Annotated in this window: 20 protein-coding genes; 7 read left to right on the top strand and 13 right to left on the bottom strand. The window is 66.6% G+C overall.

All coding sequences use genetic code 11. From position 1 onward, the window contains the following. Positions 1-166: 166 nt before the first annotated feature. Positions 167-1,045, bottom strand: a complete 879-nt coding sequence (locus EJV47_RS06965) for a DUF1571 domain-containing protein (RefSeq protein ID WP_126692427.1) — start codon at positions 1,043-1,045, stop codon at positions 167-169. A gap of 54 nt (positions 1,046-1,099) precedes the next feature. Continuing rightward, positions 1,100-1,399, bottom strand: coding sequence for a YciI family protein (locus tag EJV47_RS06960; RefSeq protein WP_126692426.1), 300 nt, complete (start codon positions 1,397-1,399; stop codon positions 1,100-1,102). Positions 1,400-1,511: 112 nt separating this feature from the next. Here EJV47_RS06960 and EJV47_RS06955 point away from each other — a divergent pair, with 112 nt between their 5' ends. Continuing rightward, positions 1,512-2,273, top strand: coding sequence for a glycosyltransferase family 2 protein (locus EJV47_RS06955; protein WP_126692425.1), 762 nt, complete (start codon positions 1,512-1,514; stop codon positions 2,271-2,273). 261 nt (positions 2,274-2,534) lie between these two features. Here EJV47_RS06955 and EJV47_RS06950 read toward each other — a convergent pair whose 3' ends face one another. Then, positions 2,535-3,824: a metal-dependent hydrolase family protein gene (locus EJV47_RS06950; RefSeq protein WP_207895845.1), complete on the bottom strand. Its 1,290-nt coding sequence runs from the start codon at positions 3,822-3,824 to the stop codon at positions 2,535-2,537. 147 nt (positions 3,825-3,971) lie between these two features. Between EJV47_RS06950 and EJV47_RS06945 the strand changes: the two genes are divergently transcribed. Beyond that, the gene (locus EJV47_RS06945; protein ID WP_165903652.1) at positions 3,972-5,384 is read left to right on the top strand and encodes a metallophosphoesterase family protein; all 1,413 of its coding nucleotides are present in this window, start codon (positions 3,972-3,974) and stop codon (positions 5,382-5,384) included. An 11-nt stretch (positions 5,385-5,395) separates the two neighbouring features. Here EJV47_RS06945 and EJV47_RS06940 read toward each other — a convergent pair whose 3' ends face one another. The 3 genes from EJV47_RS06940 to EJV47_RS06930 all read right to left on the bottom strand — a co-directional run bounded on the left by EJV47_RS06940 (position 5,396) and on the right by EJV47_RS06930 (position 8,918). After that, positions 5,396-5,992 (bottom strand): hypothetical protein, encoded by a 597-nt coding sequence (locus EJV47_RS06940; protein WP_126692423.1) that lies wholly within the window; start codon positions 5,990-5,992, stop codon positions 5,396-5,398. A 24-nt stretch (positions 5,993-6,016) separates the two neighbouring features. Further along, positions 6,017-6,607: a hypothetical protein gene (locus EJV47_RS06935; protein ID WP_126692422.1), complete on the bottom strand. Its 591-nt coding sequence runs from the start codon at positions 6,605-6,607 to the stop codon at positions 6,017-6,019. A 64-nt stretch (positions 6,608-6,671) separates the two neighbouring features. Then, positions 6,672-8,918, bottom strand: coding sequence for a S46 family peptidase (locus tag EJV47_RS06930; protein WP_424321755.1), 2,247 nt, complete (start codon positions 8,916-8,918; stop codon positions 6,672-6,674). A gap of 225 nt (positions 8,919-9,143) precedes the next feature. Between EJV47_RS06930 and EJV47_RS06925 the strand changes: the two genes are divergently transcribed. Continuing rightward, the gene (locus EJV47_RS06925) at positions 9,144-9,962 is read left to right on the top strand and encodes a DUF4184 family protein (RefSeq protein ID WP_165903651.1); all 819 of its coding nucleotides are present in this window, start codon (positions 9,144-9,146) and stop codon (positions 9,960-9,962) included. Here the strand turns inward: EJV47_RS06925 and EJV47_RS29120 are convergent. Beyond that, entirely contained in the window at positions 9,959-10,471 is a 513-nt protein-coding gene (locus tag EJV47_RS29120) for a YkvA family protein (protein WP_424321753.1), read from the bottom strand. The two genes, EJV47_RS06925 and EJV47_RS29120, sit on opposite strands and share 4 nt — an antisense overlap. Positions 10,472-10,585: 114 nt before the next feature. On the opposite strand from EJV47_RS29120, the gene EJV47_RS06915 reads away from it, so the two are divergent. Both EJV47_RS06915 and EJV47_RS06910 read left to right on the top strand, forming a co-directional pair. Continuing rightward, positions 10,586-11,290, top strand: coding sequence for a VOC family protein (locus tag EJV47_RS06915; protein ID WP_126692419.1), 705 nt, complete (start codon positions 10,586-10,588; stop codon positions 11,288-11,290). After that, entirely contained in the window at positions 11,263-12,033 is a 771-nt protein-coding gene (locus EJV47_RS06910) for a hypothetical protein (protein WP_126692418.1), read from the top strand. The genes EJV47_RS06915 and EJV47_RS06910 overlap by 28 nt, the downstream gene beginning before the upstream one ends. A 131-nt stretch (positions 12,034-12,164) precedes the next feature. Here the strand turns inward: EJV47_RS06910 and EJV47_RS06905 are convergent, their stop codons facing one another. Continuing rightward, the gene (locus tag EJV47_RS06905; protein WP_165903650.1) at positions 12,165-15,230 is read right to left on the bottom strand and encodes a T9SS-dependent choice-of-anchor J family protein; all 3,066 of its coding nucleotides are present in this window, start codon (positions 15,228-15,230) and stop codon (positions 12,165-12,167) included. A 175-nt stretch (positions 15,231-15,405) separates the two neighbouring features. Between EJV47_RS06905 and EJV47_RS06900 the strand changes: the two genes are divergently transcribed. Next, complete coding sequence (locus EJV47_RS06900; RefSeq protein ID WP_126692416.1) at positions 15,406-15,957, top strand: DinB family protein; 552 nt, start codon at positions 15,406-15,408, stop codon at positions 15,955-15,957. Positions 15,958-16,045: 88 nt separating this feature from the next. Here EJV47_RS06900 and EJV47_RS06895 read toward each other — a convergent pair whose 3' ends face one another. From EJV47_RS06895 to EJV47_RS06880, 4 genes are all read right to left on the bottom strand, one after another. Beyond that, a complete protein-coding gene (locus EJV47_RS06895) occupies positions 16,046-16,690 on the bottom strand; it encodes an AlbA family DNA-binding domain-containing protein (protein ID WP_126692415.1) in 645 nt (214 codons plus the stop codon). A gap of 335 nt (positions 16,691-17,025) precedes the next feature. Then, complete coding sequence (locus tag EJV47_RS06890) at positions 17,026-17,280, bottom strand: hypothetical protein (RefSeq protein ID WP_126692414.1); 255 nt, start codon at positions 17,278-17,280, stop codon at positions 17,026-17,028. Positions 17,281-17,538: 258 nt separating this feature from the next. Beyond that, complete coding sequence (locus tag EJV47_RS06885) at positions 17,539-18,420, bottom strand: SDR family oxidoreductase (RefSeq protein WP_165903649.1); 882 nt, start codon at positions 18,418-18,420, stop codon at positions 17,539-17,541. 103 nt (positions 18,421-18,523) lie between these two features. Next, positions 18,524-18,940 (bottom strand): DUF3127 domain-containing protein, encoded by a 417-nt coding sequence (locus EJV47_RS06880; protein WP_126692412.1) that lies wholly within the window; start codon positions 18,938-18,940, stop codon positions 18,524-18,526. Positions 18,941-19,308: 368 nt separating this feature from the next. Between EJV47_RS06880 and EJV47_RS06875 the strand changes: the two genes are divergently transcribed. Beyond that, positions 19,309-20,283, top strand: coding sequence for an isoaspartyl peptidase/L-asparaginase family protein (locus EJV47_RS06875; RefSeq protein ID WP_126692411.1), 975 nt, complete (start codon positions 19,309-19,311; stop codon positions 20,281-20,283). 139 nt (positions 20,284-20,422) lie between these two features. Here EJV47_RS06875 and EJV47_RS06870 read toward each other — a convergent pair whose 3' ends face one another. Further along, the gene (locus EJV47_RS06870) at positions 20,423-21,349 is read right to left on the bottom strand and encodes a cyanophycinase (protein WP_126692410.1); all 927 of its coding nucleotides are present in this window, start codon (positions 21,347-21,349) and stop codon (positions 20,423-20,425) included. Between the last annotated feature and the right edge of the window lie 148 nt (positions 21,350-21,497).

The following is a 21,497-nucleotide window of genomic DNA, read 5'->3' as shown; positions in this document are numbered from 1 at the left end:
ACAAACACTGCCCGAAACCACCTGCTGGTTTCGGGCGGTGCCGTTTTCGTGCTGACGGTTTTTGGGTTTCTGCGAGTTGGGGCGTCGTACCGCGAGAGGAAAGATTGGCTACGCCTTCCTACGGTTGCCGCGGCTACGCCTCGCAATGACTGCCAGTGTTTCCGTCCTAGAATTTATACCCCGGAAACTCCTTGGTGAATTCCGCCGCGGGGATGGGCTGGTTGGCCACGACCTGCGAAAACTCGAACGACTCGAATAGGCCTTTATCATCCCACACGGCCACGGCCAGGGGCAGCATCATTTTCTGGTCGACGCAGAGGATGGTGCGGCGGCCGTAGGCGTTGGGCACCTGCAGCGTCTTGCCCTCGGGCAGCACGTCCTCGTAGCCGAGGTCGTTGCGCTGGGCAATGCGAAACTCGCCGCAGCCGAACCGCTCGGCAATCTTGGCCGCCGTCTCGCCCCCGGTGGTTTTGTAGGTTACGTACTTGAACTGCGGAAAATCGGAGCGGAGCAGGTAGCAGGGGCGGCCCTGAATGGTGGTGTCGCCCTGGTAGCGGAAGGAGCGGCGGTAGGCCTCGGAGCGCTGCGGCGGCACCCGGATCAAATCGGCAATGACGCCGTAGCCCGCATCGAGCACGGAGTGGTGCTGGCTGCGGTGCATGAGGGCGCCGTTGGGGTCGAGGCTGACGGTGACGTAGGGAAACTTGGCCGGGTACACCCAGGCGTCGCCGTTGTTCTGGCCCTCCACGTAGAGCACCTCGATGCCCTTCTGATTGCGCAAATAGATGCGCAGCGGGTTGAAAGCCAGCTTCATCAGCGTGCGGGCCGGCTGGTAGCCGTCGGGGTGCCGCTCGGTGGCCTTTACGGTGCAGCGCAGGGTCTGCAGCTTGCCGATGGTGGTGCCCAGGCGGTTGAGCAGCACGTCCACGGTGGGCGTTTCGGCGGGGGGAGCCACGGCCAGGGCGGGCTGGGGGGCAGGGGGCGGTGCGGTGGCCGGGTGCAGCAGCGCGAGCAGGCGTAGCGGCCAGAGCAGCGGGGAAATCATGCGGGCGGAAAGCTCAAGAGTGGAGAAAAGCGACGGGCCGGAAGCCGGCGGGGCTTAGTTCAGGCTGATTTTGGGCAGGCGCGTGGCCGTGCTGTCGAACACGAACAGCTCGTCGACTTCGACCTGGCGCAGGAAGCGGAACAGGGGAAACTGCTCGACCACGCCCTGCACGCTTTCGGCCGAGGCCCCGTACATGGTGACCCAGCCGCGGGAGCGGTCGGCGCTGATGGCGTAGGAGAGGATGATGTTTTCTTCGATGAGGTTGTTGATAAACGCCCGATGGCGCGGAATCAAGGCCACAAATTCTTCGTCGAAGGCCTCGGGGAAGCGGAGCGTGACAACGTACAGGCCCATAAAGGAGTGGGGGCAAATGGGAGTTGGCCGGTAAACGCCGCCGCCGCACGGAAAGTTGGCAGTAGCCCGGGGAAGGTAACTTTTTTTGGCTGCAAGCCGAACAAGCAGCCATATGCAATTCGCCGTCATCACCCCCACGCACAACCGGGCCGCTTTCCTGCCCGAAGCCGTGCAGAGCGTGCGCGCCAGCGTGCTGGCCCCGCTCGATGCCCAGTACGAGCACCTCATCCTCGACAACGCCTGCACCGACGACACGGCCGCCTACCTGGGCGAAACCGCCGGCTGGGAGGGGCCGCCCATCCGCACTTGGCAGCACCCGGGCCCCGAGCGCCTGCTGCCCGGCCCCGCCCGCAACCAGCTTATCCGCCAGACCGACGCCCAGGCCTGGCTGGTGCCCCTCGACGACGACGACCTGCTGCTGCAGCGCTGCCTCTACCACTACGGCGCCCAGATTGAGGCCAACCCCGGCAAGCAGTGGCTGGTGGCCGACTTCCTGCGCGTGGACGAGGAGCGCCGCTACCTGCCCGGCGAGGATTACTACGCCTGGCGCTTCGACACGCCGGCCGACATGCTGCGGGCCATTTTCCGGGCCGAGCACTTCATTCAGGGCAACGTGTGCTACAGCCGCCAGCTCTTCGACGAGGTGGGGGGCTACGACGAGCAGCTGCGCATGGCCGAGGACCTGGACCTCTACGTGCGCTTCCTGCTGGCCGGGCACCTGCCCGTCATCTGCCCGCACCTGAGCCACCTGCACCGCTTCCACCGCGCCAACGTGAGCATCGGCGTGGACGCCGAAAAGCACGGCGCCGATTTGCGGGTCATCTACGACAAGTACGCCGACCAGCTCAAGGCGCTGGGCGTGGAAATGGGGTGATTAGGTGATAAGTGACAAGCTAAATGTCGCCCTCAGCCGCGTAGCGGCGCCATATTGGTAGAATTGTTCCCGCAACGGAACAGGATGAGCTGCAGCGCAGCAACACGGTATTGGCCGGGACGCGTGGACGTCCGCAATGCCATGTCGCTGCGCTGCAGCTCATCCGTTTTACGCCCGTCAGGTCTACCAACATGGCGCCGCTACGCGGCTGCGGGCGAAACTCAACTCGCAGCAGGCAGTACGCCTTAATCCCTTAATCCCTTAATCCCTTAATCCCTTAATCACCACCCCGCCCTTCATCACCCACTGCACCCGCCGCAGGGCGCCCACGTCCTGCGTTGGGTCGCCGGGTACGGCCACGAGGTCGGCGAGCAGACCGGGCTGTACCTGACCGCGGTCGGGCAGGTGCAGCAGGCGGGCGTTGCCGCTGGTGGCGCCGCGCAGCACTTCCAGCGGCGTGAGGCCGTACTCGCGCACCAGCAGCTCCAGTTCGCGCACGTTGTCGCCGTGCGGGAATACGCCCACGTCGCCGCCCACGACCAGGCTGACGCCGGCTTTGTGGGCAGCCGCCACGCTGGCTTTTTTCTGGCTGATGCGCTCCGGCTCGGCGTCCTGGCCCTTGCGCCAGCCGCGGTACTGCAGGATGGCGTCGCCGGCGGCCACGGTGGGGCAGAGGGCCACCCCGCGCTGCTTCATCAGCCGGAATACTTCCGCCGTGCCCTGGTCGCCGTGCTCGATGGTTTCGACGCCGGCCAGGGTGGCGCGGCGCATGCCCTCGGGCGTGGAGGCGTGGGCCACCACCGGCCGGCCTAGCCCCCGGGCCGTGGCCACCAGCACGCTGAGCTCGTCCTGCGAAAAGGTGGGCACGGCCGGCCCGCCGGCGCTAAGCCGGTAGTCGGCGTAGACCTTCACCACGTCGGCGCCGCGGCCCACCTGCTCGCGCACGGCCCGGATGATTTCGTCGACGCCGCTGACTTCCTGGGCGCCCTGGGGCACCGCCACCTCGGGGCTGAGCTTGGGTCCGTAGCAGCCGGTAGCCACCAGGGCGCGGGTCGCGATGAGCAGGCGGGGGCCGGGGATGATGCCCTGCTCGATGGCCTGCTTCAGGCCCACGTCGGCGTAGTCGGCGCCCTCGGTGCCCAGGTCGCGGGCGGTGGTGAAGCCGGCCTGCAGGGTGCGGCGGGCGTGCTCGGTGGCCCGGGCCACCCGCAGCGCCTGCGACTCGCGCAGCACCTGGTCGTCCCAGCTGGTTTCGTTGTAGGGGTGCAGCAGCAGGTGGGAGTGCCCCTCGATGAGGCCCGGCAGCAGCGTCAGGCCGGGCAGGGGCAGCACTTGGGCCCCAGCGGGGGCGGACAGCTGGGCGGCGGGACCCACGGCTTTGATGCGGCTGCCCTCTACCAGCACCGCCCAGCCCGGGTGCAGGGCCTGGCCGTCGAACACGGCTGCGGGCTGCAGCAGCCAGGCGGCCGGTGGGGCCGATTGGGCCGGGGCGGGGCCCGCCAGCAGGCAGAGGCCGCCAAGTAAACAGCGCGCAAGCAGTCGGTGAATCATGCCGCAAGCTAGCCGACAAATGCTTGCCCGGCACCAGCCTGATAAGCTCCTGCATAGGGCAGCAATCAATGTGTTTATAGATTTTAATTAATAATTAATTGTACTATATTTATCAAGAGCATGGTATTAATTCAACCAGATAGGCGCATGAAGTGGAGCACGGCAGCGGTTTGCGGGCTGATGATGGTCAGCGGCGGCGGTGGGTTTGCGGCCCGGGCCCAGCGTTTCGCCTGCATCGGCGACTTTGGCTTGGCCGGCGCGCCGGAGCGGGAGGTGGCTACGATGGTGGCGGGCTGGAACCCTGAGTTCATCATCACGATGGGCGACAACAACTACGAGTGGGGGGAGGCCAGCACCATCGACCAGAACATCGGGCAGTACTACCACCAGTTTATCTACCCCTACAGCGGCGGCTACGGGGCCGCTTCGCCCGGCCATGAAAACCGCTTCTTCCCCTGCCTCGGCAACCACGACTGGGCCACGGCCAACGCCCAGGGCTACCTGAGCTTCTTCGCCCTGCCCGGCAACGAGCGGTACTACGACTTCGTGCGGGGCAACGTGCACTTCTTCGTGCTCGACAGCGACGCCCACGAGCCCGACGGGGTGAGCAGCACCTCCGCGCAGGCCCAGTGGCTGCAGCAGCGGCTGGCGGCGTCCACCAAGCCCTGGAAAATCGTGTACTTCCACCACGCGCCCTACTCTTCGGGCCAGTACGGCAACATTGCCACGATGCAGTGGCCCTTCAAGGCCTGGGGCGCCTCGCTGGTCATGGCCGGGCACAACCACCACTACGAGCGGCTGACGGTGGACGGGCTGCCCTACATCGTGAACGGGCTGGGCGGGCGCAGCCTCTACGGCATCGGGCAGCCGGGGCCCTACACCCAGGCCCTCTACGCGGCCGACTACGGGGCCATGCTGCTCAACGCCTCCGCCACCACGCTGTCGATGCAGTTCTACACCCGCACCGGGCAGCTCATCGACGCGCACACCCTGCTGCGCGCCGCGCCGCTGCCGGTGACGCTGACGGCCCTGGCCGCCCGGCGCGAGGGCGCGGCGGCGGTGCTGACGTGGACCACGGCCCAGGAGCAGCACTGCCGCGGGTTCGGGGTGGAAGTATCGGCCGACGGGCGCAGCTTCCGCGAAATCGGCTTCGTGGCCAGCCCGACGCCGACCAGCACCACGCCGCGCCGCTACAGCTTCACCGACGCGGCGCCGGGCAAGCTGGGCCTGCGCTACTACCGGCTGCGGCAGGACGACGAGCAGGGGCCGCCGGCGTACTTCGGGCCGGTACCGGTGCGCTTCGAGGCCCTGCCGCTGGCCCTGAGCACGTACCCGAACCCCTTCGAGCAGGAGCTGGCCGTCGACATCACCGCGGCCGGGGCTGCCACCGCCACGCTCACCCTCACCGACGACCTGGGCCGGGTGGTGTGGCAGGCCGAGCAGCCGGTGCAGCCCGGTCCCAACCACCTGGTGCTGCTGCCGCGGCTGGCGGCGGGCCTGTACCTGGCCACCGTGCAGGTGGGCGGTCAGCGGCTGCAGCAGCGGCTGGCCCGGCGCTGAAAGTCGGCACCTTATTGGGGCGCCGCCGCTGTTTCAACCGGGGCCGCCAGCAGCTGCCCGAGCAGGGCCACCAGCTGCCGGGCCACGGCGTGCTGCTCCACGCGCAGCAGCGGCCGGTACGCGCCGTGCACCGCCACTTCGAGCCGGGCCTGCTCCACCGCACCCCCGGAGCGCCGTAGCGGCGGCAGCAGCACCAGGCGCAGGGCGGTGATGCTGCTCAGCGGGTACGTTGGCAGCGGGGCGCCCGCGGCGGCCGGGCCCACGCGCAACTGTCCGCGACCGGTATCCAGCACCACGTCGGGCGGGCGTTGCAGGGCGGGGCGGTTAGCTTTCAGCAGGTAGCGGCCCAGCACCACGGGGCCCGCCGCCAGCAGCAGGCCGCTGCCCACCACCCACCAGGCCGCGCTCATGGCTCCAATCAGGGACACAACTACGCCAAACAGGCCAAAGGCATAGGCCACGGCCGTGCCTTCCTCGGCCCCCAGGGCGGCCTCCACGTCGGCGGTGATGCGCAGCTCGGTGGAGGTGTAGCGAATCAGGATGGAGCTGCGCCGGGCGGCCTCCGCGCTGAGGACGCGCAATTGCTGCAGCTGAGCGGGCGAAAACACGGAAAAGGGGCTAAGACGGCAAACCTACGCCTCAGCGGCTTCTGGTGCGTGCACGATCAGCCGCAGCACCACGGCCAGCTGCTGGGCAAAGGCGTAGCTGTTGATAGTCAGCATGGGTTGGGAGTGGCCGCCGCGCAGGCGCAGCGTCACTTCGGCGCCTTCGCCGTAGCCGGTATCGGTCCACAGCAGCCGGGCCTGAATATCGGCCACCTGCTCGAACCCAAACTCGGGCGCGGCCGCCTTGGTCCACCAGGTACTGGGCGCCGGCAGGGTGAGGCGGCGCGTAGCGGCATCGACGATGAAGTTCGGCGGCCAACTCCCGCTGTTGTTGATCCGGCGGTTGATGCGGTACAGCAGGTAGCCCAGCCCGGCCCCGGCGAGCAAGCCGGCGGCCACCACGCCCCAGGCCCGGTACATGGCCGCTATGGAAATGCCACTCGCGCAAAACGCCAGCAGAAAAAACAGGAACATGCTAACTCCCGCGTAGCCGTCTTCGTCGGGCAGGTTGGTGGTCAGCAGCAGGGCCGAGCGGGTGTAGCGGATGCGCAGGGTGGTCAGGCCGGGCAGGCGCCGCACCAGCTCCTGCAGCTCGGCCAGTACTTCAGCGGAAAACATAGAAAACGAAAAACCCGGACCTGCGGGGCAAGGTCCGGGTTTTCGGCGGCCAAGGCAAGGCGGGCTAGTTCACGGCCGCGGCCTTTTCGCGCTTCACCTTGACTTTCTGCTTTTTCACCTTCTTGTCGTCACCGGCCGCCGGGGCGGCCGAAGCCTGGCCGGGGCCGCCCACCAGCTTCATTTCCTTCACCAGGTGCGTGGCCCCGGCGTACTTATCCACCACGAACAGCATGTAGCGCACGTCGAGGGTGATGTTGCGCACGCGGTCCGGGTCGTACATCAGGTCCGACATGGTGCCCTCCCAGTTGCGGTCGAAGTTGGTGCCGATCAGCTCCCCGCGGCCGTTGATGACCGGGGAGCCGGAGTTGCCGCCGGTGGTGTGGTTGGTGGCCGTAAAAGCCACCGGCACCGTGCCATTCACGGCGTAGGGGCCGTAGTCCTTCTTCTCGTACAGCTCCACCAGGCGCTGCGGCACCTCGAAGTCCACGTTCGTGGGGTCGGCCTTCTGCATGATGCCGTCGAGGGTGGTGTAGTAGTCGTACTGCACGCCGTCGGCGGGCTGGTAGCCGGCTACTTGCCCGTAGGCCACGCGCAGGGTGGAGTTGGCGTCGGGGTAGAACTTGCGCTGGGGCTGCTGCTCGCGCAGGCCGGCAATGTAAGTGCGCTGCAGCAGGGTAATCTGGTCCTGAGCCTGGGTGTAGGTCGGCAGCACTTTCTGGCGGTAGGTGGCCACGATGGGCGCCACCAGCTGGTAGGCCGGGTCGTTGAGGATGCCGCTGATGTTACCCTTGGCCACCTCGTCGAGCACTTTCTGGGCGCTTTCCTCCGAGGTCAGGCGGCTGCGGGAGTAGAGGTCGGCCACGAAGCGCTGCCAGGCTTCGGGCGTGGTGTTCTTCTGGCGCAGGGCCTTGATGTGGTCGGGCAGCAGCTCGGCGGGCGTGTTTTCGGCGTAGATGGGCAGCAGGGCGGCGGCCACCTTCTGGTCGGTGCTGATGTTGATATTGCGGAAGGTGCCGGTGGTGCCGCGGCGCGTCTTCTCCAGCGCCGCGCTGATTTCGGCCTGCGGGGCCTTGTCCTTCACCAGATCCACGTACTGCTGCATGGCGTTGGCGTAGGTCAGCAGCTCGATGCCCAGGGCGGCTTCCATCACGTAGTCGCGGGCCTGCACGTAGGGGCGCACCGTGCGGTACTGCTGCTCCAGCTGCCCCAGAATCTGCCCGTACTTGGCCTGCCGGGTGGCGTCGCCGGCCTGCACCCACTGGCGGAACTGCTGCTCCTGCTGCTGCTTGCGGCGCACCGCGTCGAGGCGCTTGAGGCCGCGCATTTCGCCGATCCACTTCTTCCAGTAGTTGGCCAGCGAGGCGTACTTGGCCGCGTACTGAATGCGCACCTTGTCCGAAGCCTTCATATCGGCGTCGAGGATGCGCAGCTTGGTGTCGCGGATTTTCACCTTCGCCGGGTCCGATACCGAGTAGGTTTCATCGACGCCCCAGGAGGTCAGGTACTCGGTGGTGCGGCCGGGAAAGCCGAAGACCAGGGTAAAGTCGCCGGGCTGCACGCCGCTGAGCGAAATCGGCAGGGAGTGCCGGGGCTGGAAGGGCTTGTTGTCCTTGGAGTAGGGGGCGGGCTTGTTGTCGGGGCCGGCGTAGATGCGGAACATCGAAAAGTCGCCGGTGTGCCGGGGCCACATCCAGTTGTCGGTGTCGCCGCCGAACTTGCCGATGCTGCTCGGCGGGGCGCCCACCAGGCGGATGTCCTCGAACACTTCGGTCACGAACAGGTAGTACTCCCCGCCGTTGAACATCGGCCGCACGAAAGCCTTGTAGTGCGTGCCCTGCACCGCCTTCTGGCTGACTTCGGCCATGCGCTGCTGCACGATTTTCTCGCGGTCGGCCTCCTGGATGCCGGCCGGGATGCCCTGCAGCACGGGGCCGGTCACGTCCTCCATCCGCACGATGAAGGTGGCCGTCAGCCCCGGGTTGGGCAGCTCCTGCTCCCGGGTCATGGCCCAGTAGCCCTTGGTGAGGTAGTCGTTTTCCACCGAGGAGTGCTGCTGAATCTGCCCGTAGCCGCAGTGGTGGTTGGTCAGCAGCAGGCCTTCGTTGCTGATGATTTCGCCGGTGCAGCCGCCGCCGAACTGCACGATGGCGTCCTTGAGGGAGCCGCGGTTGACCGAGTAAATGTCTTCGGCGCTGAGCTTGAGGCCTTTTTGCTGCATGTCGGCCTCGTTGAGCTGCTTCAGCAGCAGCGGCAGCCACATGCCTTCGTCGGCGCGGGCGGCCAGGGCGGGCAGCAGCAGGGTGAGCAGCAGCGCCCAGGCGCGGCCGGCGCGGGGGAAAAAGCGGTTTGTCACTGAGTAAGGATGTGTTGGGAAAATCGGGTAGGGCAAAAATACGCCGTAGCGGCCAGACGCGCCCGGCGGGGGCTTGAGCGGCGGGCGCACCGGCGTTCGGGCGCCGAGCAGGTGGCCGGCTGCGCGGTGGGGCCTACCTTTGCGGCTTCGTCTGCCCTCGTTTCGCGCTCAGCTTTCCGCCGGATGCCTTTCACCCTCAGCCACCCCGCCGCCGCCGTGCCGCTGGCCCGCCCGTTGCGGCTGCCCCTGTCGGCCCTGTGGGTGGGCAGCCTCAGCCCCGATTTCATCTACTTCCTGCAGCTCGAAGCCGAGGGCGAGTTCGGCCACTCGTTCTGGGGGCTGTTTTTTTCCTGCCTGCCGCTGAGCCTGCTGGTGCTCTGGCTGTGGCACCGCGTGCAGAAATACCCCGCCGCGGCCCTGCTGCCCGCCTGGGCCGGCCGCCGGGCCGCCGGGGCCGCCACCGAGCCGTTCCGCTTCGGCCCCGGCCGGCGGCTGGCGGCCATCTGCGCCGGTATTCTGGTCGGGGCCGTCACCCACGACGTGTGGGACGCCTTCACCCACACCGACGGCTGGGTGGCCGAGCACTGGCCGCTGCTGCTGCACGAAATTCCCTTCCCGTACTTCGCCCACATGCCCATCTGCAAGCTGCTGCAACTCATCGGCACCGGCGTGGGGGCGTTGCTGCTGACCTGGTGGGCCGGGCGCTGGCTGTGGCGGCAGCCCGCCGCCGACGCCGCTCCGCCGCTGCGCCACCGGCTGGGCTGGCTGGCCGCGCTGCTGCTGGGCGCCGCCGCGCTGGGCGTGGCCTACAACGCCTGGCAGGCCCCGCCGCTTCACGACTACGCCGCCATCCGCTGGGTTATCGTGCAGAGCATCGTGGCCACCTGTTCCTTCCTGTGGCTGGGGCTGCTGGGCTTCGGCCTGTGGTACCGGCGCGGGCACGAAAAAGCCGGCTCCGCGGAGCCGGCTCAGGTTCGGGCCGCTGAACGGACTGAGGCTTAGGAGTGCCCCATTTCGGCCACGGCCACCGCGTTCTGGGCCGATGAGGCCGAGGCCTGGGGCGCCAGGGCCGTGGTGGGCGCATCGGCCGCGGCGGAGGTATCCTCCCACTCGCGGAAGCGGCGGATTTCGCCCTGGAACTTGCCGATAAACCAGCTGATCAAACTCAAATCGTCCAGAAAGCCGAGCACCGGAATGAAGTCGGGCACCAGGTCGATGGGCGAGAGGGCGTAGAGCAGCACGGCCAGGCCCGACACGATGGTGCCGGTCTGCACCTCGCGGTAGGAGCCGTTGATGTAGGCCCGCAGCAGGCGCACCAGCGTCAGGGCCGCGTCGAAGAGCTGCTTGAACTTGTTGTCCTTGCTTTCCTCGCTGGCCAGCTTGTCGGCCACTTCGTTGAGCACCAGGATGGCCTTGAAGGGCTTGCCCAGCAGCTTGCCGGCGCGGGAGGTAAAGATGTTGAACAGCGCGTTCTTGGAAATCTGCAGGCCGCGCTCGGTCAGGGTCGCCATAAATAGGGAAGGGGAGAAAGTGGAGTTGAGCCGGTGTACGGGGCGGCTGGCTGGGGTGTTGTGCGCGAATTGCCAGCGCGGCTTGCTAAGTTGGGGCGTCCCAGCTGCCCGTCCATGAAAATTACCCGCCTGTGCCTGCTGACCGCCGAACTTCCCGCCCTGCGCCATTTCTACGGCACGGTGCTGGGCCTGCCCGTGACGGATTGGGATGAGTATGCCAATGAGCTGCCGGGCCTCCGAGTCGAAGTAGGCTACTCCGAGCTGTTGTTCTACCCCGCGCCGCCCGGCCACCAGCCGTTCTACCACGTCGCATTCTCCGTGCCGCACAACCAGTTGGCCGAGGCGCAGCAGTGGGTGCAGGCCCGCGCGGAGCTGCTGCCGCTGCCCACTGGCGGCGTAGTAGCCAATTTCGTGAACTGGAACGCCCACGCCTTCTACTTCCTCGACCCGGGCGGCAACGTGCTCGAATGCATTGCCCGTCACGACCTGCCTAATGCCAGCACCGCGCCCTTTTCCGCGGCCAGCCTGCTGGGCATCAGTGAGGTCGGGCTCGTTGTGGCCGACGTGCCAGCGGCGGTCAAGCGCGTCCGCGCCGAAACCGCCGTGGATGTTTTTTCCCGTGGCCCCGTCCGCGAGGATTTCGCCGCCATCGGCGACGACCGGGGCCTGCTGATCCTGGTGCGGGAGGGCCGGCCGTGGTTTCCGACCAGCCGTCCGGCCGAGTCCCATTACCTATGGGGCCAGGGCGTCGACTACTGGCTCCACACGCAGTGGGAGCATGGCCGCAGCCCGTGGCTATACCCAAACCGGCCCGCCTGAGCCGCCTCACCACCCGCCCCGTCATGCGCATCCTCTCCCTTGGCCTGCTGCTGAGCTGCGCCGCCACGCTGGCCTGCTCCCGGCCCGGCAGCCCGCAGGTAACCGCCGAAGGCCGCAGCACCGCCGCCGGCCGCCGCTACACCGTTTTTCACCCCGACGGCCTGCGCGTGCAGGTCGTCACCAGCCGCCCGAGCCCGCAAAACAGTTCGTACCAGCTCAGCGTCGCCGCGGCCTACACCGATCTGGACACCGACCAGCCCCTGGACTTGCTGGTGTGCAACGGCCGGCCGCTGCAGCCCGCGGCGAAGGTGGGCTTCCTCGACGGGGTGCTGACCATCATCGGCGACTCCCTGACCATCGGCCGTATCGACAAGGGCCAGACGCCGCCCGCCGCCGAGCTGGCGCGGGTACGCAGCCGCCGGGGCACCCTGCTGCTGCAGGAGCTGCTGGTGTTCGAGGGCCGGAACCAGCGCCCGGCCGGCGGCAGCGCGTTTCAGCGCCGGGCCCTGGTGGAGCTGGCCGGCCACCGCCTGGCCGTCGTCGAAAGCCAGGCCGACGAGCTGACCATGCAGCAGTTCGCCGCCGATTTAATCGAGCTTGGTGCCCGCCACGCCCTCTACCTCGACATGGGCGACTGGGACGAAGGCTGGTACCGCAACGGTGGGGAGGTCGTCAGGCTGGGTCATCGGCGCACCGAAACCGCCCGGCAGTCGAACTGGCTGGTGTTTGCCCAGGCCCGCTGACAACGCCGCGGCCTTTATCAGCCGAAGCACTGTCTCGGCTGACAAAGGCTCGGCGAAGCGCCGGGCAAAAAAAAAGCCCCGCTCCAATGCCGGAGCGGGGCTTTTTCATCAAGCCGAAGCGGCCGGGAAGCTTACTGCTTCACGAAGCGGGCTACGTAGGTCTGCTGCTGGCCCACCACCCGTACCACGTACATGCCGGCGTTCAGCCCGCCTACCTTGGCGTTCAGCTGCTCGTTGAGCTGCTCCACCGAGCCGTTGCCGGTCAGCACCAGGCGGCCGTCGGTGGTCAGCACCTGCAGCTGCAGGCCCAGGCCCTGCTCCGGCACCACCACGCGGATGGACTTGCTCACCGGGTTCGGGTACAGGCCCAGCTGGGCAAAGCGCGGCTTGCCGGTGGCCGTGGTGGGCGAGAAGGAGAAGCGCGTCAGCACCGGGTAGTGGTCCGAGGTGGTGTTGGCGTAGTTGGTCACCAGGCCCGTTACCTGGGTCTGGATGGCGGCCGAGTTCGGTACGAAGTAGGCGTTCATCTCGTTGGTCACCACCACGTGGTCAATCACGTCGTTGAAGCTGGCCGTCGACTTCTGGCCCGCCAGGCTCAGCGGCAGGGTCAGGGCCGGGTAGTTGGTGGCGTCGGTGGTGAAGGCGCTGTACGAGGTGACGGGCGGGGTAACGCCGGCCGTAATGGTCTGGTCCAGGTCGTCGTTGAAGTCGCCCAGCACCACCACGTTGGCCGTGGGGTAGTCAGCATCGAGCTTGGCTTTCAGGGCATCCGCGCCGGCCTTACGACGGTCGTACGAGGTAATCAGCGGGGCCGTGTTGGCTTTGGCGTGAATCAGCACGAAGCTCACCTGCTTGGTGGTGCCGTCCAGCGTCACGTTGGCCGTCATCACGAAGGGGAAGCGGCCCGACGACCAGGCGTTGAACTGCGGGCAGTTCTGGGCTTCGGTGCAGCGGAAGAAGGCCTGGAATTGCGGGTTCGATACCACGCTGGTGCGGTACACGAAGGCCAGCTTCTGGGCTTCGGCGTAGTCGGGGTCCTGGCGGTTGTCGGCGTAGGAGCCGAAGTCCGACACGCGGTAGGCGTAGCCGGGCATGGCGGCCACCAGGTTGCGCAGGCGCACGGTGTCCACCACTTCGGCCAGGGCGTACACGTCGGCGTTCAGCGAGTTGAGCACGGCGCGCACGTTGGTGTCTTGCAGCTGGTTATCGGTCGGGCCGTTGGCGGCCGAGCCAAACCACTCGATGTTCCAGTTCACCACTTCCAGCGTGTTGGCCACGTCGTAGGTGTCGCCGCTCACGTTCACCACGGTGCTGGTAGCGCCGGCCGTAGCCAGCGTCACGGTGCCGGTGTAGTTGCGGGCGGCGGCCGTCGGGGCGAAGCGCACGGTTACCGTCACGGGGCCGGCGGCGGCCGCGGCGGGCGTTACCGTGGCCGAGCTGCCGAAGGTCGTCCCGTCCGTCGACACCTGGAAGGCGGCGTCCGAAGAGGTAATGGTGGCGTTGGCCGTCAGGTTGGTCAGGTAAGCCGAGAAGGTGCGGGTAGCCGTGGCGTTGGGGGCCACGTAGCCGAAGGCCACGCTGTTGGCGGTAGCGCGGATGCCCGGGGTGGGCGCCGTAGCCGAGTTGGTGACGCGCACGTCGTCGATGGTCCAGCGGGCCCCGTCGGAGGTGGTGGAGGTGTACACGAAGGCCACGTACACGCCGGCCTGCTTGTAGGCGCTCAGGTTGATGTCGCTGGTCTGCGTCCAGGCCGTCGTCTGGGCCAGGGTCGGGAAGTAGGCGTTCAGGTCGGTCCAGGTCACGCCGGTGGCCAGCGGGCTGCCCGAGCCGGAGTAGTTGGTCGACACCTTCAGGCGCAGGGCCGGGCCGGCGAAGGCCACGCGGCTCCAGTACGAAAGCAGGGGGAAGTTCGTGCCGGCCAGGTTCAGGGCGGGCGAAATCAGCCAGTCCTCGTTGGCGTTGTTGGTGCTGTTGGCGAAGCCGTTGATCTGCACCGCGCTCGGGAAGGCCGCCGTCGACGCCGGGTCGGCGGGGTTGCGGCCGAAGGTGGTGCAGGCCCAGGTCTGGGCGCCCGTCACGCTGAACTGCGTCCAGCCATCCGACAGCGCGGCGGTGCCGGTGCAGCTCTGGAAGTCAAACGAGAGCTGCGAAGGGTCCACCGCGGTGCCCGTCAGGGCCAGGGTGCGGGTGGTAGCGCCGGGGCTGGTGTGGGTGATGCTGCCCGTGGCCGAGCCGGCCGCGGTGGGGGCAAACTTCACGTTCAGCGTTTTGCCCGCCGCCACTTCGGCCGCCGTCAGCGTAGCCGAGGTGCCGAAGGTGGTGTTGTCTTTCGACACGGTGAAGGGCCCGGTCACCGTCACGGTCACGTCGGCCGTCAGGTTGCTGCCGGTCAGCGTGTAGTTCTGGGCGGCCGAGGTGGTGCCGATGTTCTGGCTGCCGAAAGTCAGCGAAGTCGGGGCCGTGGTCAGCGTCGGGGCGTTGGGGTTGCCCTGCCAGCTCAGCGAGAAGTTGTCGATGGCCGACGAGGGGCGGCTGCCCGTGCCGGAGCTGGGGCTCAGGGCCACGATGCGAATCCACACCGGGCCGGGCTGGTTGTCCAGCGCCGTGCCGAAGCTGGCCGTGATGCGGTTACTGCCGAAGGTGTTGTTGGTGGTGCCGGTGCCCGAGGTCAGGGCAGTGAAGGCCGTGGGGTTGGCGCCCGCAGCGTAATCCACCTTCCACTCCACCGCGCGCGTCACCGTCGAGGCGTTGTCCAACGACTGCAGGTCGAAGCTGACCTCGAAGCCGGTTTTGCCGGTGGTGTTGGCCACCTGGAACACGAACGCCGCGCCCGGGTCGCCGAAGGAGCCGGTCTGGCGCACGCCCAGGGCGCGGTTGGTGGCCGCGTTCTGGTCGGCAGCCGACGAGCCGGCCGTCAGGCCCGTGGCCAGGGCCGAGGCGAAGTTTTTGAACGCGCCGTTGGTGCCGTTCCAGGCCGCCGGGGCCGTGGCAAACGTCGCGGCCGTGCCCGGCAGCGAGGCCGAGGCGCCGGTGTACACGCCGAAGCCGGCGGGCAGGGCCGTGCCCAGGTTGTCGAAGTTTTCGGTGTAGGGGGTGGTGCCCAGCGTTACCGGGGTCGGGGCCTGCGCCCAGGCCGGGGCCGCCGCCAGAGTCAGCAGGCCGCTACCGAGCAAGCCAAAAAGTAAGGTTCTCTTCATAAGAAGGGGAAAGGCATTTGGTACAAATTTAACCTTTTCACGTGAGCCCAACGTTACCGGCAGGTTACGGAAAGAATTAGGAGGTGCAAGATAATCATTGTGAAGGTGTTCGGCAGATGAAGCCGGAGCCTTAGGCGCCGATTTGCTGGGCGCGCTGATATCTTGCCGGCCGCATATGGAAACGCCCGACCTCACCATTCGCCCCGAGCCCGGTTCCTACCCGGCCTACTTCGACACCTACATCGGCCGCATCGGCGCCGAGCTTAGCCCCCTGGATGTGCTGGCCGTGCAGCCCACCGCCCTGCACCAGCTGCTGGCCGCGGTGGGCGAAGAGCAGGCCACGTTGCGCTACGCCCCCGGCAAGTGGAGCATCAAGCAGGTGGTGCTGCACCTGGCCGATGCCGAGCGGGTATTTGCCTTCCGCGCCCTGAGCTTTGCCCGCGGCGAGGCCCAAAGCCTGCCCGGCTTCGACGAAAACTCCTACGCCGACCTCTCCGGTGCCGACGACCGGACCCTGCGCAGCCTGCTCGACGAGTACGCCGCTGTGCGCCAGGCCACGCTGGCCCTGTTCAGCCACCTCACCGCCGAGCAGCTCGACCGGCCCGGCACGGCCAACAACCGCCCCGCCACGGCCCGGGCCCTGCTCTTCATCACCGCCGGCCACGAGGCCCACCACCTGGCCGTTCTGGCCGAACGCTACCTGCCCCTGCTCACCCTGGAAGCCTGATTATTTATGAAGGGTATGGGGGTAGGTGGGTAGGAGTTATCGTTTTTGACAACTCCTACCCACCTACCCCCATACCCTCTTACCCTAATTAGGCCTTGGTATAGTAGGGCTCCTTTTCCTTGTCGTGGTAGCGCAGGTAGCCGTGCAGCACCAGCTTGATGAGCATGCGGTGGGCCCGCCGCTTCGAGACGTTGATGAGCTTCACGTACTGATTCAGCGTCAGACGGGGCTGCTGGCGCACGAAGTCCAGGGCCGCCTGCTCGTGGCGGCTGAGCGGAATCCGCTCGAACTGGCTGCCGGGGGCGGGCTCGTTGCGCAGCACTTTTTCGGTGAGCTGGCTGGTCTGCACGCTCTGGTCGCCCACGCGCACGTAGCCGCGCCAGTCCCCGTCGCCGACCAGGGCGCGGTGGGGCTTGCGCGCACTTTCGGGCACCGTCACCACCAATACCGTGCGGCCTTCGTCTTCCACTTCTTCCACCTGCAGCGTCAGCGGGGGCTCCACGTACTGCGCGGCGGCCTGTCGCAGCAGAAACAGCTCTTCCTCCGCGTCGCGCACGCCCACCAGCCGGCCGTTGTCCTCCACGCCCACCAGGACCCGGCCTCCGCGGGCATTGGCGAGTGAGGCGAGGGTGCGCGAAATCCGGCTGGGGTGGGTGGTCCGCTTTTTAAATTCAAGCGTTTCGCCTTCGCCCTGCGCAATCAATTCGCGCAATTGGTAGGAGGAGAGGGGCATGGATTGGTTTAGTAAATGCCGGCCGCCGGGGTTCGGCAAAAGCATAATTCCCGGGTACCGGAAGGGCCCGGCTGATACCAGAACTGCCAGGCACGAGCCAGGGTTTCCCAGGGCGGCGTTAATCCCGCAATTAGCCCCGCTTATTGGGCCCGTCTACGGCGCAGCGGCGGCGCCACATTACTGCGCCGGTAGCCGCCGCATTGACCAGCCCCGAAGGCTTTTACGCGGAAACGGGTCTTAGGCCGAGCCCCGCAATAATTTCGTGCGAAAGCCTAAAAAAGAAGCCCGCCGAACCTACTGGTTGGCGGGCTTTAACAGCTTGATTATGTTGGCAATTAGCCGTTGTTGGCGGCGTTTTTGGGCGGGCGGCCCGGACCACGGCGGCGGCCTTCACCCTCCTCGGCCGGAGCCGATTTGCGGCCCGGCTTTTTACGCTCCGTGGGCTCGTAGGCCGGATCCAGCAGCTCGGCCAGTTCGTTCAGGGCCGTCTGTACTTTGCCGTGGGCCCGGCGGATTTCGCGCACCAGATTTTCGTTGCGCGTCGCGTCCGTCAGGACTTTCTGTAGATGTTGCAGGTTAAGTTCAGCCATGGGTATGTGCAGAGTAGGAGTGTGCGAAATCTGGACAAAGGAACGAGAAATAAAAAATAAAGCTGCGCTGGAACAGTATTTTTTTTACTTGGGTGGCTAATAAACCCGCGTAGCAGGTTGTAAATGCCCTTTTATATATAAAAAAGCTGTGTAATCCTGAATTAGCCGCTGCCGTTTCGGCCATTCGGAGTGGTTATTAATTCGAAAATAATAAGTTCGCTTATTCCTGCTTTTTCGGCGCTTTCACTCCAATTGCTGCTATTCTGCAATGCCCGTTTCCTCGGCCGAAATTCGCCACAGCCGGTGCATTTCAGAGCGGTTTTCGGCCCGGTTGGATACCGAAACCGCCCGGCCATTCTTGAAGTATTGACCGTTGGCTTTCTGGGGCTGCGGGAGCGTCGCCAATTGCACGATAGTCTCAGCCGCCTTTTCGGAGGAGCGGGCAAAGGGCAGGGCCAGCAGCATGAGCAGGCGCACCAGCTGCGAGCTGTGCGACCAAAGATTGGAGCGCACCACGCCGGGGTGCAAGCAGTGCGCCGTGATGCCCGTCAGCTCCAGGCGCTCGGCCAGGGCTTTGGTAAACAAGACGTTGGCTAGCTTGGAGTCGCAGTAGGCGGTGAAGGCGCTGCTGCGGCCGGGGTCGGCGCGGGCGGCCGCGTTGGCCTCGATTTCACCCAGCCGGTGCGCCTCCGAGGCCACCGTGATGACGCGGGCCCCCGGGCCGGCGGCCATCAGCAGGGGCAGCAGGCGGTTGGTGAGGATAAACGGCGCCAGGTGGTTGGTGGCCCAGCACAGCTCGTGCCCGTCGGGGGTACGGTGAAGCTGGTCGGGCAGCACGCCGGCGTTGTTGATGAGCACGTCGAGGCGCGGGTAGCGGGCCAGAAGTTCGTCGCAGAGGCGGTGCACCTCGGCCTGCACCGATAGGTCGCCCAGCAGTAGTTCGGGCCGGGGGGCGTGGGGCGCGGCCAGTTGCACGGCGGCGCGGGCCTGTTCGCCGCGGTCGGCGTCGCGGCAGAGCAGCACGAGGTGGGCGCCCAGGCGGGCCAGCTGCCGGGCGGCGGCCAGCCCAATGCCGGCCGAAGCGCCGGTAAGCAGTACGGTGCGGCCCTGCAGGGAGGAGGCGGCAGAGTCAGGATTCATGGCGGGGTGGAGCGGCCGGCCGGGCCGGTGCCGGTACATACGCAAAAATGCCGCCCCCGGCGGTCGGGGGCGGCATTTTCAGAAATCAGAGCGGCCGAGCAGCTTAGAACGGCAGGTCGTTGTCGTCGTCCGAAGCAATGGGGGCCGGGCGCTGGGGCTGGGCGTCGCGGCGCAGGCCGGGGTTCTGGTTGGCGGCCGGAGCCGCGTAGCCGCCGCCCTGGTTGCCACCGGCGGGGGCGCCGCCAGCCGGCTCGATGCGCCAGGCTTCCAGGTTGGTGAAGTACAGCATCTGGCCGTTCTTGTTGAAGCCGCGGCCGCGCAGGTTGAACTGCACGCGCACTTCATCACCGATTTTGTATTGGTCGATCAGCGCCGTCTTGTCCTGAACCAGCTGAAACTTGATATGCTCGGGATACTGGCCGTCTACGACTTCCAGCACGAACTCGCGCTTGCGGAATTTCTCGCTCACCTGTTGCTCGTCCATGATGTCGTGCAGGCGGCCGGTAGCTTCGTAAGCCATAGTCAAAAAGAAGGGGGAGGTTTGAAAATCAGTAAGCCAAATCTACGAAAAATAATTCCCCGGCCGCGGCCAAAAACCGGGTTGGGCCCGGGGCTATTTCCGGCTGCTAATATAAGAGACAGGGAATGAAGTGGATGCCGCGAGTCAGGAAATTAGCTCAAAAAATTAGTAAGTGCGCCCAGGATGAACTTGTGCTAACTAAAGTAGTATGGGCTGGGCCAGCTTACCCAAGGCAATACCCGGGGCCGGCGTTTTGGCCGAAGCCGCCGGGGCCTGAGTTCGGTGGTGCTATATATAATAAGGAGTCGGCTACCTCAACCGTACGCCCGGGCCGCCGTACTTGAGCGCGTATCCGCCATCTTTGCTGCATGCCACCCATTGCCCTTGCCCTGCACGGCGGCGCCGGCACCATTGCCCGCCACCTGCTCACCCCCGAAGCCGAGCGGGCGTACCGCCAGGCCCTGCGCGACGCCCTCACCGCCGGTTACGACTTGCTCCGCCAGGGCGCTTCCGCCCTCGACGCGGTGGAGCACACCGTCGTGCAACTCGAAAACTGCCCGCTCTTCAACGCCGGCCGCGGCGCGGTGTTTACCCACGATGGCCACCACGAAATGGACGCCTCGGTGATGGTCGGCCACTCGCGCCTGGCCGGGGCCGTGACGGGGGTACGCGCCGTGCAGAACCCCATCCGCGCCGCCCGGCTGGTGATGGAAAAATCGGAGCACGTGCTGCTGGCCTGGCCGGGTGCCGAGGAGTTTGCCCGTCAGCAGGGCCTCGCCATGCAGCCGCCGGAGTATTTTTTCACCGAGCACCGCTACCAGCAGCTGCAGGAAGCTTTGGCCAGCGGGCAGGTGCGCCTCGACCACAGCCAGGACGCCCCGCTGCAGGAGCCCATGGCCTTCGACGAAGACCCGAAAAAGAAGATGGGCACCGTCGGGGCCGTGGCCCGCGACCAGCACGGGCACCTGGCGGCCGCCACCAGCACCGGGGGCATGACCAACAAGCGCTTCTCCCGCGTCGGCGACTCCCCGCTCATCGGGGCGGGCACCTGGGCCGACGACCGAACCTGCGCCATCAGCTGCACCGGGCACGGCGAGTTTTTCATCCGCGCCGTGGTGGCCCACGATGTAGCCTGCCTGATGGAGTACCGCGGCCTGAGCCTGGCCGAGGCCTGCCGCGTGGTGGTGCACGACAAGCTGGCGCCCATCGGGGGGGAGGGCGGACTGGTGGCGGTGGATGCCCGCGGCAACATCGCGCTGCCCTTCAACTCCGAGGGCATGTACCGCGCCAGCCTTAGCAGCGAGTCGGAGCTGTTCGTCGGGATTTACAAGGACGAGCAGTAGCCCGGCCGGACTCAAACTCTAAGCAGCACGCCATGCCGAGCGCAGCCGAGACATGACGTGCTGCTTGCGCACCGAAAACACCGCGGCCCGGAACGAAGCTCGTTCCGGGCCGCGGCTTATATAATAAGGAGTGGGCGCGCTAAGAGGCGGGCGTTTCCACCGAGTCGGGGCGGGGTGTTACGGCCTCGTCGTGGCTGCGCTTGTCGGCGAAGAATTTCCGCTCGCGGATATCGTACACGTTGCCCTTGGCCAGCACGTGCATGGTCATGTTCTCGATGGAGAGGGCCGTGCCCTTGGCCGCGGCCGCCGTGTTGTTGTGGCGGATGTTGTGCCCGTCGATGATGATGACCAGGTTCGAGCCGATGGTTTCGATGAGGTTGCCCTCGCGGATAAGCACGCCCGTGTCCTCGCCCAGCCCGATGCCGATGAGCTTGGGGTGCAGCCCGACGGCTTCGATGAGCCGGCCGAAGCGGCCGCGCTTGACGAAGTGCGAGTCGATGACCACGTTTTGAATCAGCGAGAGGCCGGTGCCCATCTTCACGGCGCCCTTCATCAGGGCCTCGGGCACCGAGCCGCCGCGAATCATGATCTGCGACATGGCCATGGCCCCGGCCGAGGTGCCGGCAATGACGAAGTTGGGCTCCTGCTGGTAGCGCCGGGTCAGCAGCTCAAGAAAGCGCGTGCCGCCGAACATTTCCTTGAGCCGCGACTGGTCGCCGCCCGAGAACATGATGATGTCGGCCTGAGCCAGGCGCTGCAGGTACTCGGGCTGGTCGGTATCGGCCGGCACGCGGATATCGAGCACACCCACGTTCAGGCAGTTCAGCATGCCGAACGAGGAGACGTAGATGGCGCCGACTTCCTCCGGAATCATGGAGGCCGTCGTCACCACTTCGATGCGCGGGTAGGCCTGGCCGCTTTCCAGCACCACGCGCTTGAGAATCCCCAGCTCGAAGAAGTTGAGGTAGTATTTCTTTTTGCGGCGGGGATTGAGGCTGGGGTAGGTGCCTTTGTCTTCGTTGCCCCCCACGGCAATGAGCTTACCCAGTGGTTTCGGAGTGTTCAACTAGCGAAGGAAAGATGACTTGGGAATGAAAAACGAAACCGGTGCACTGCAAGCCTGGGGCCAAGTCAGTCCCGGAGGCGGGCGGCAAAAAAGCACCGGCCGCTTAAATCACCAAATTCCGGCCGGCAAGACACGATATTCTCGGCGG

It is taken from the genome of Hymenobacter gummosus, assembly GCF_003970915.1.
GTDB lineage: Bacteria > Bacteroidota > Bacteroidia > Cytophagales > Hymenobacteraceae > Solirubrum > Solirubrum gummosum.
This window is presented reverse-complemented; position numbering and strand designations above follow the sequence as displayed.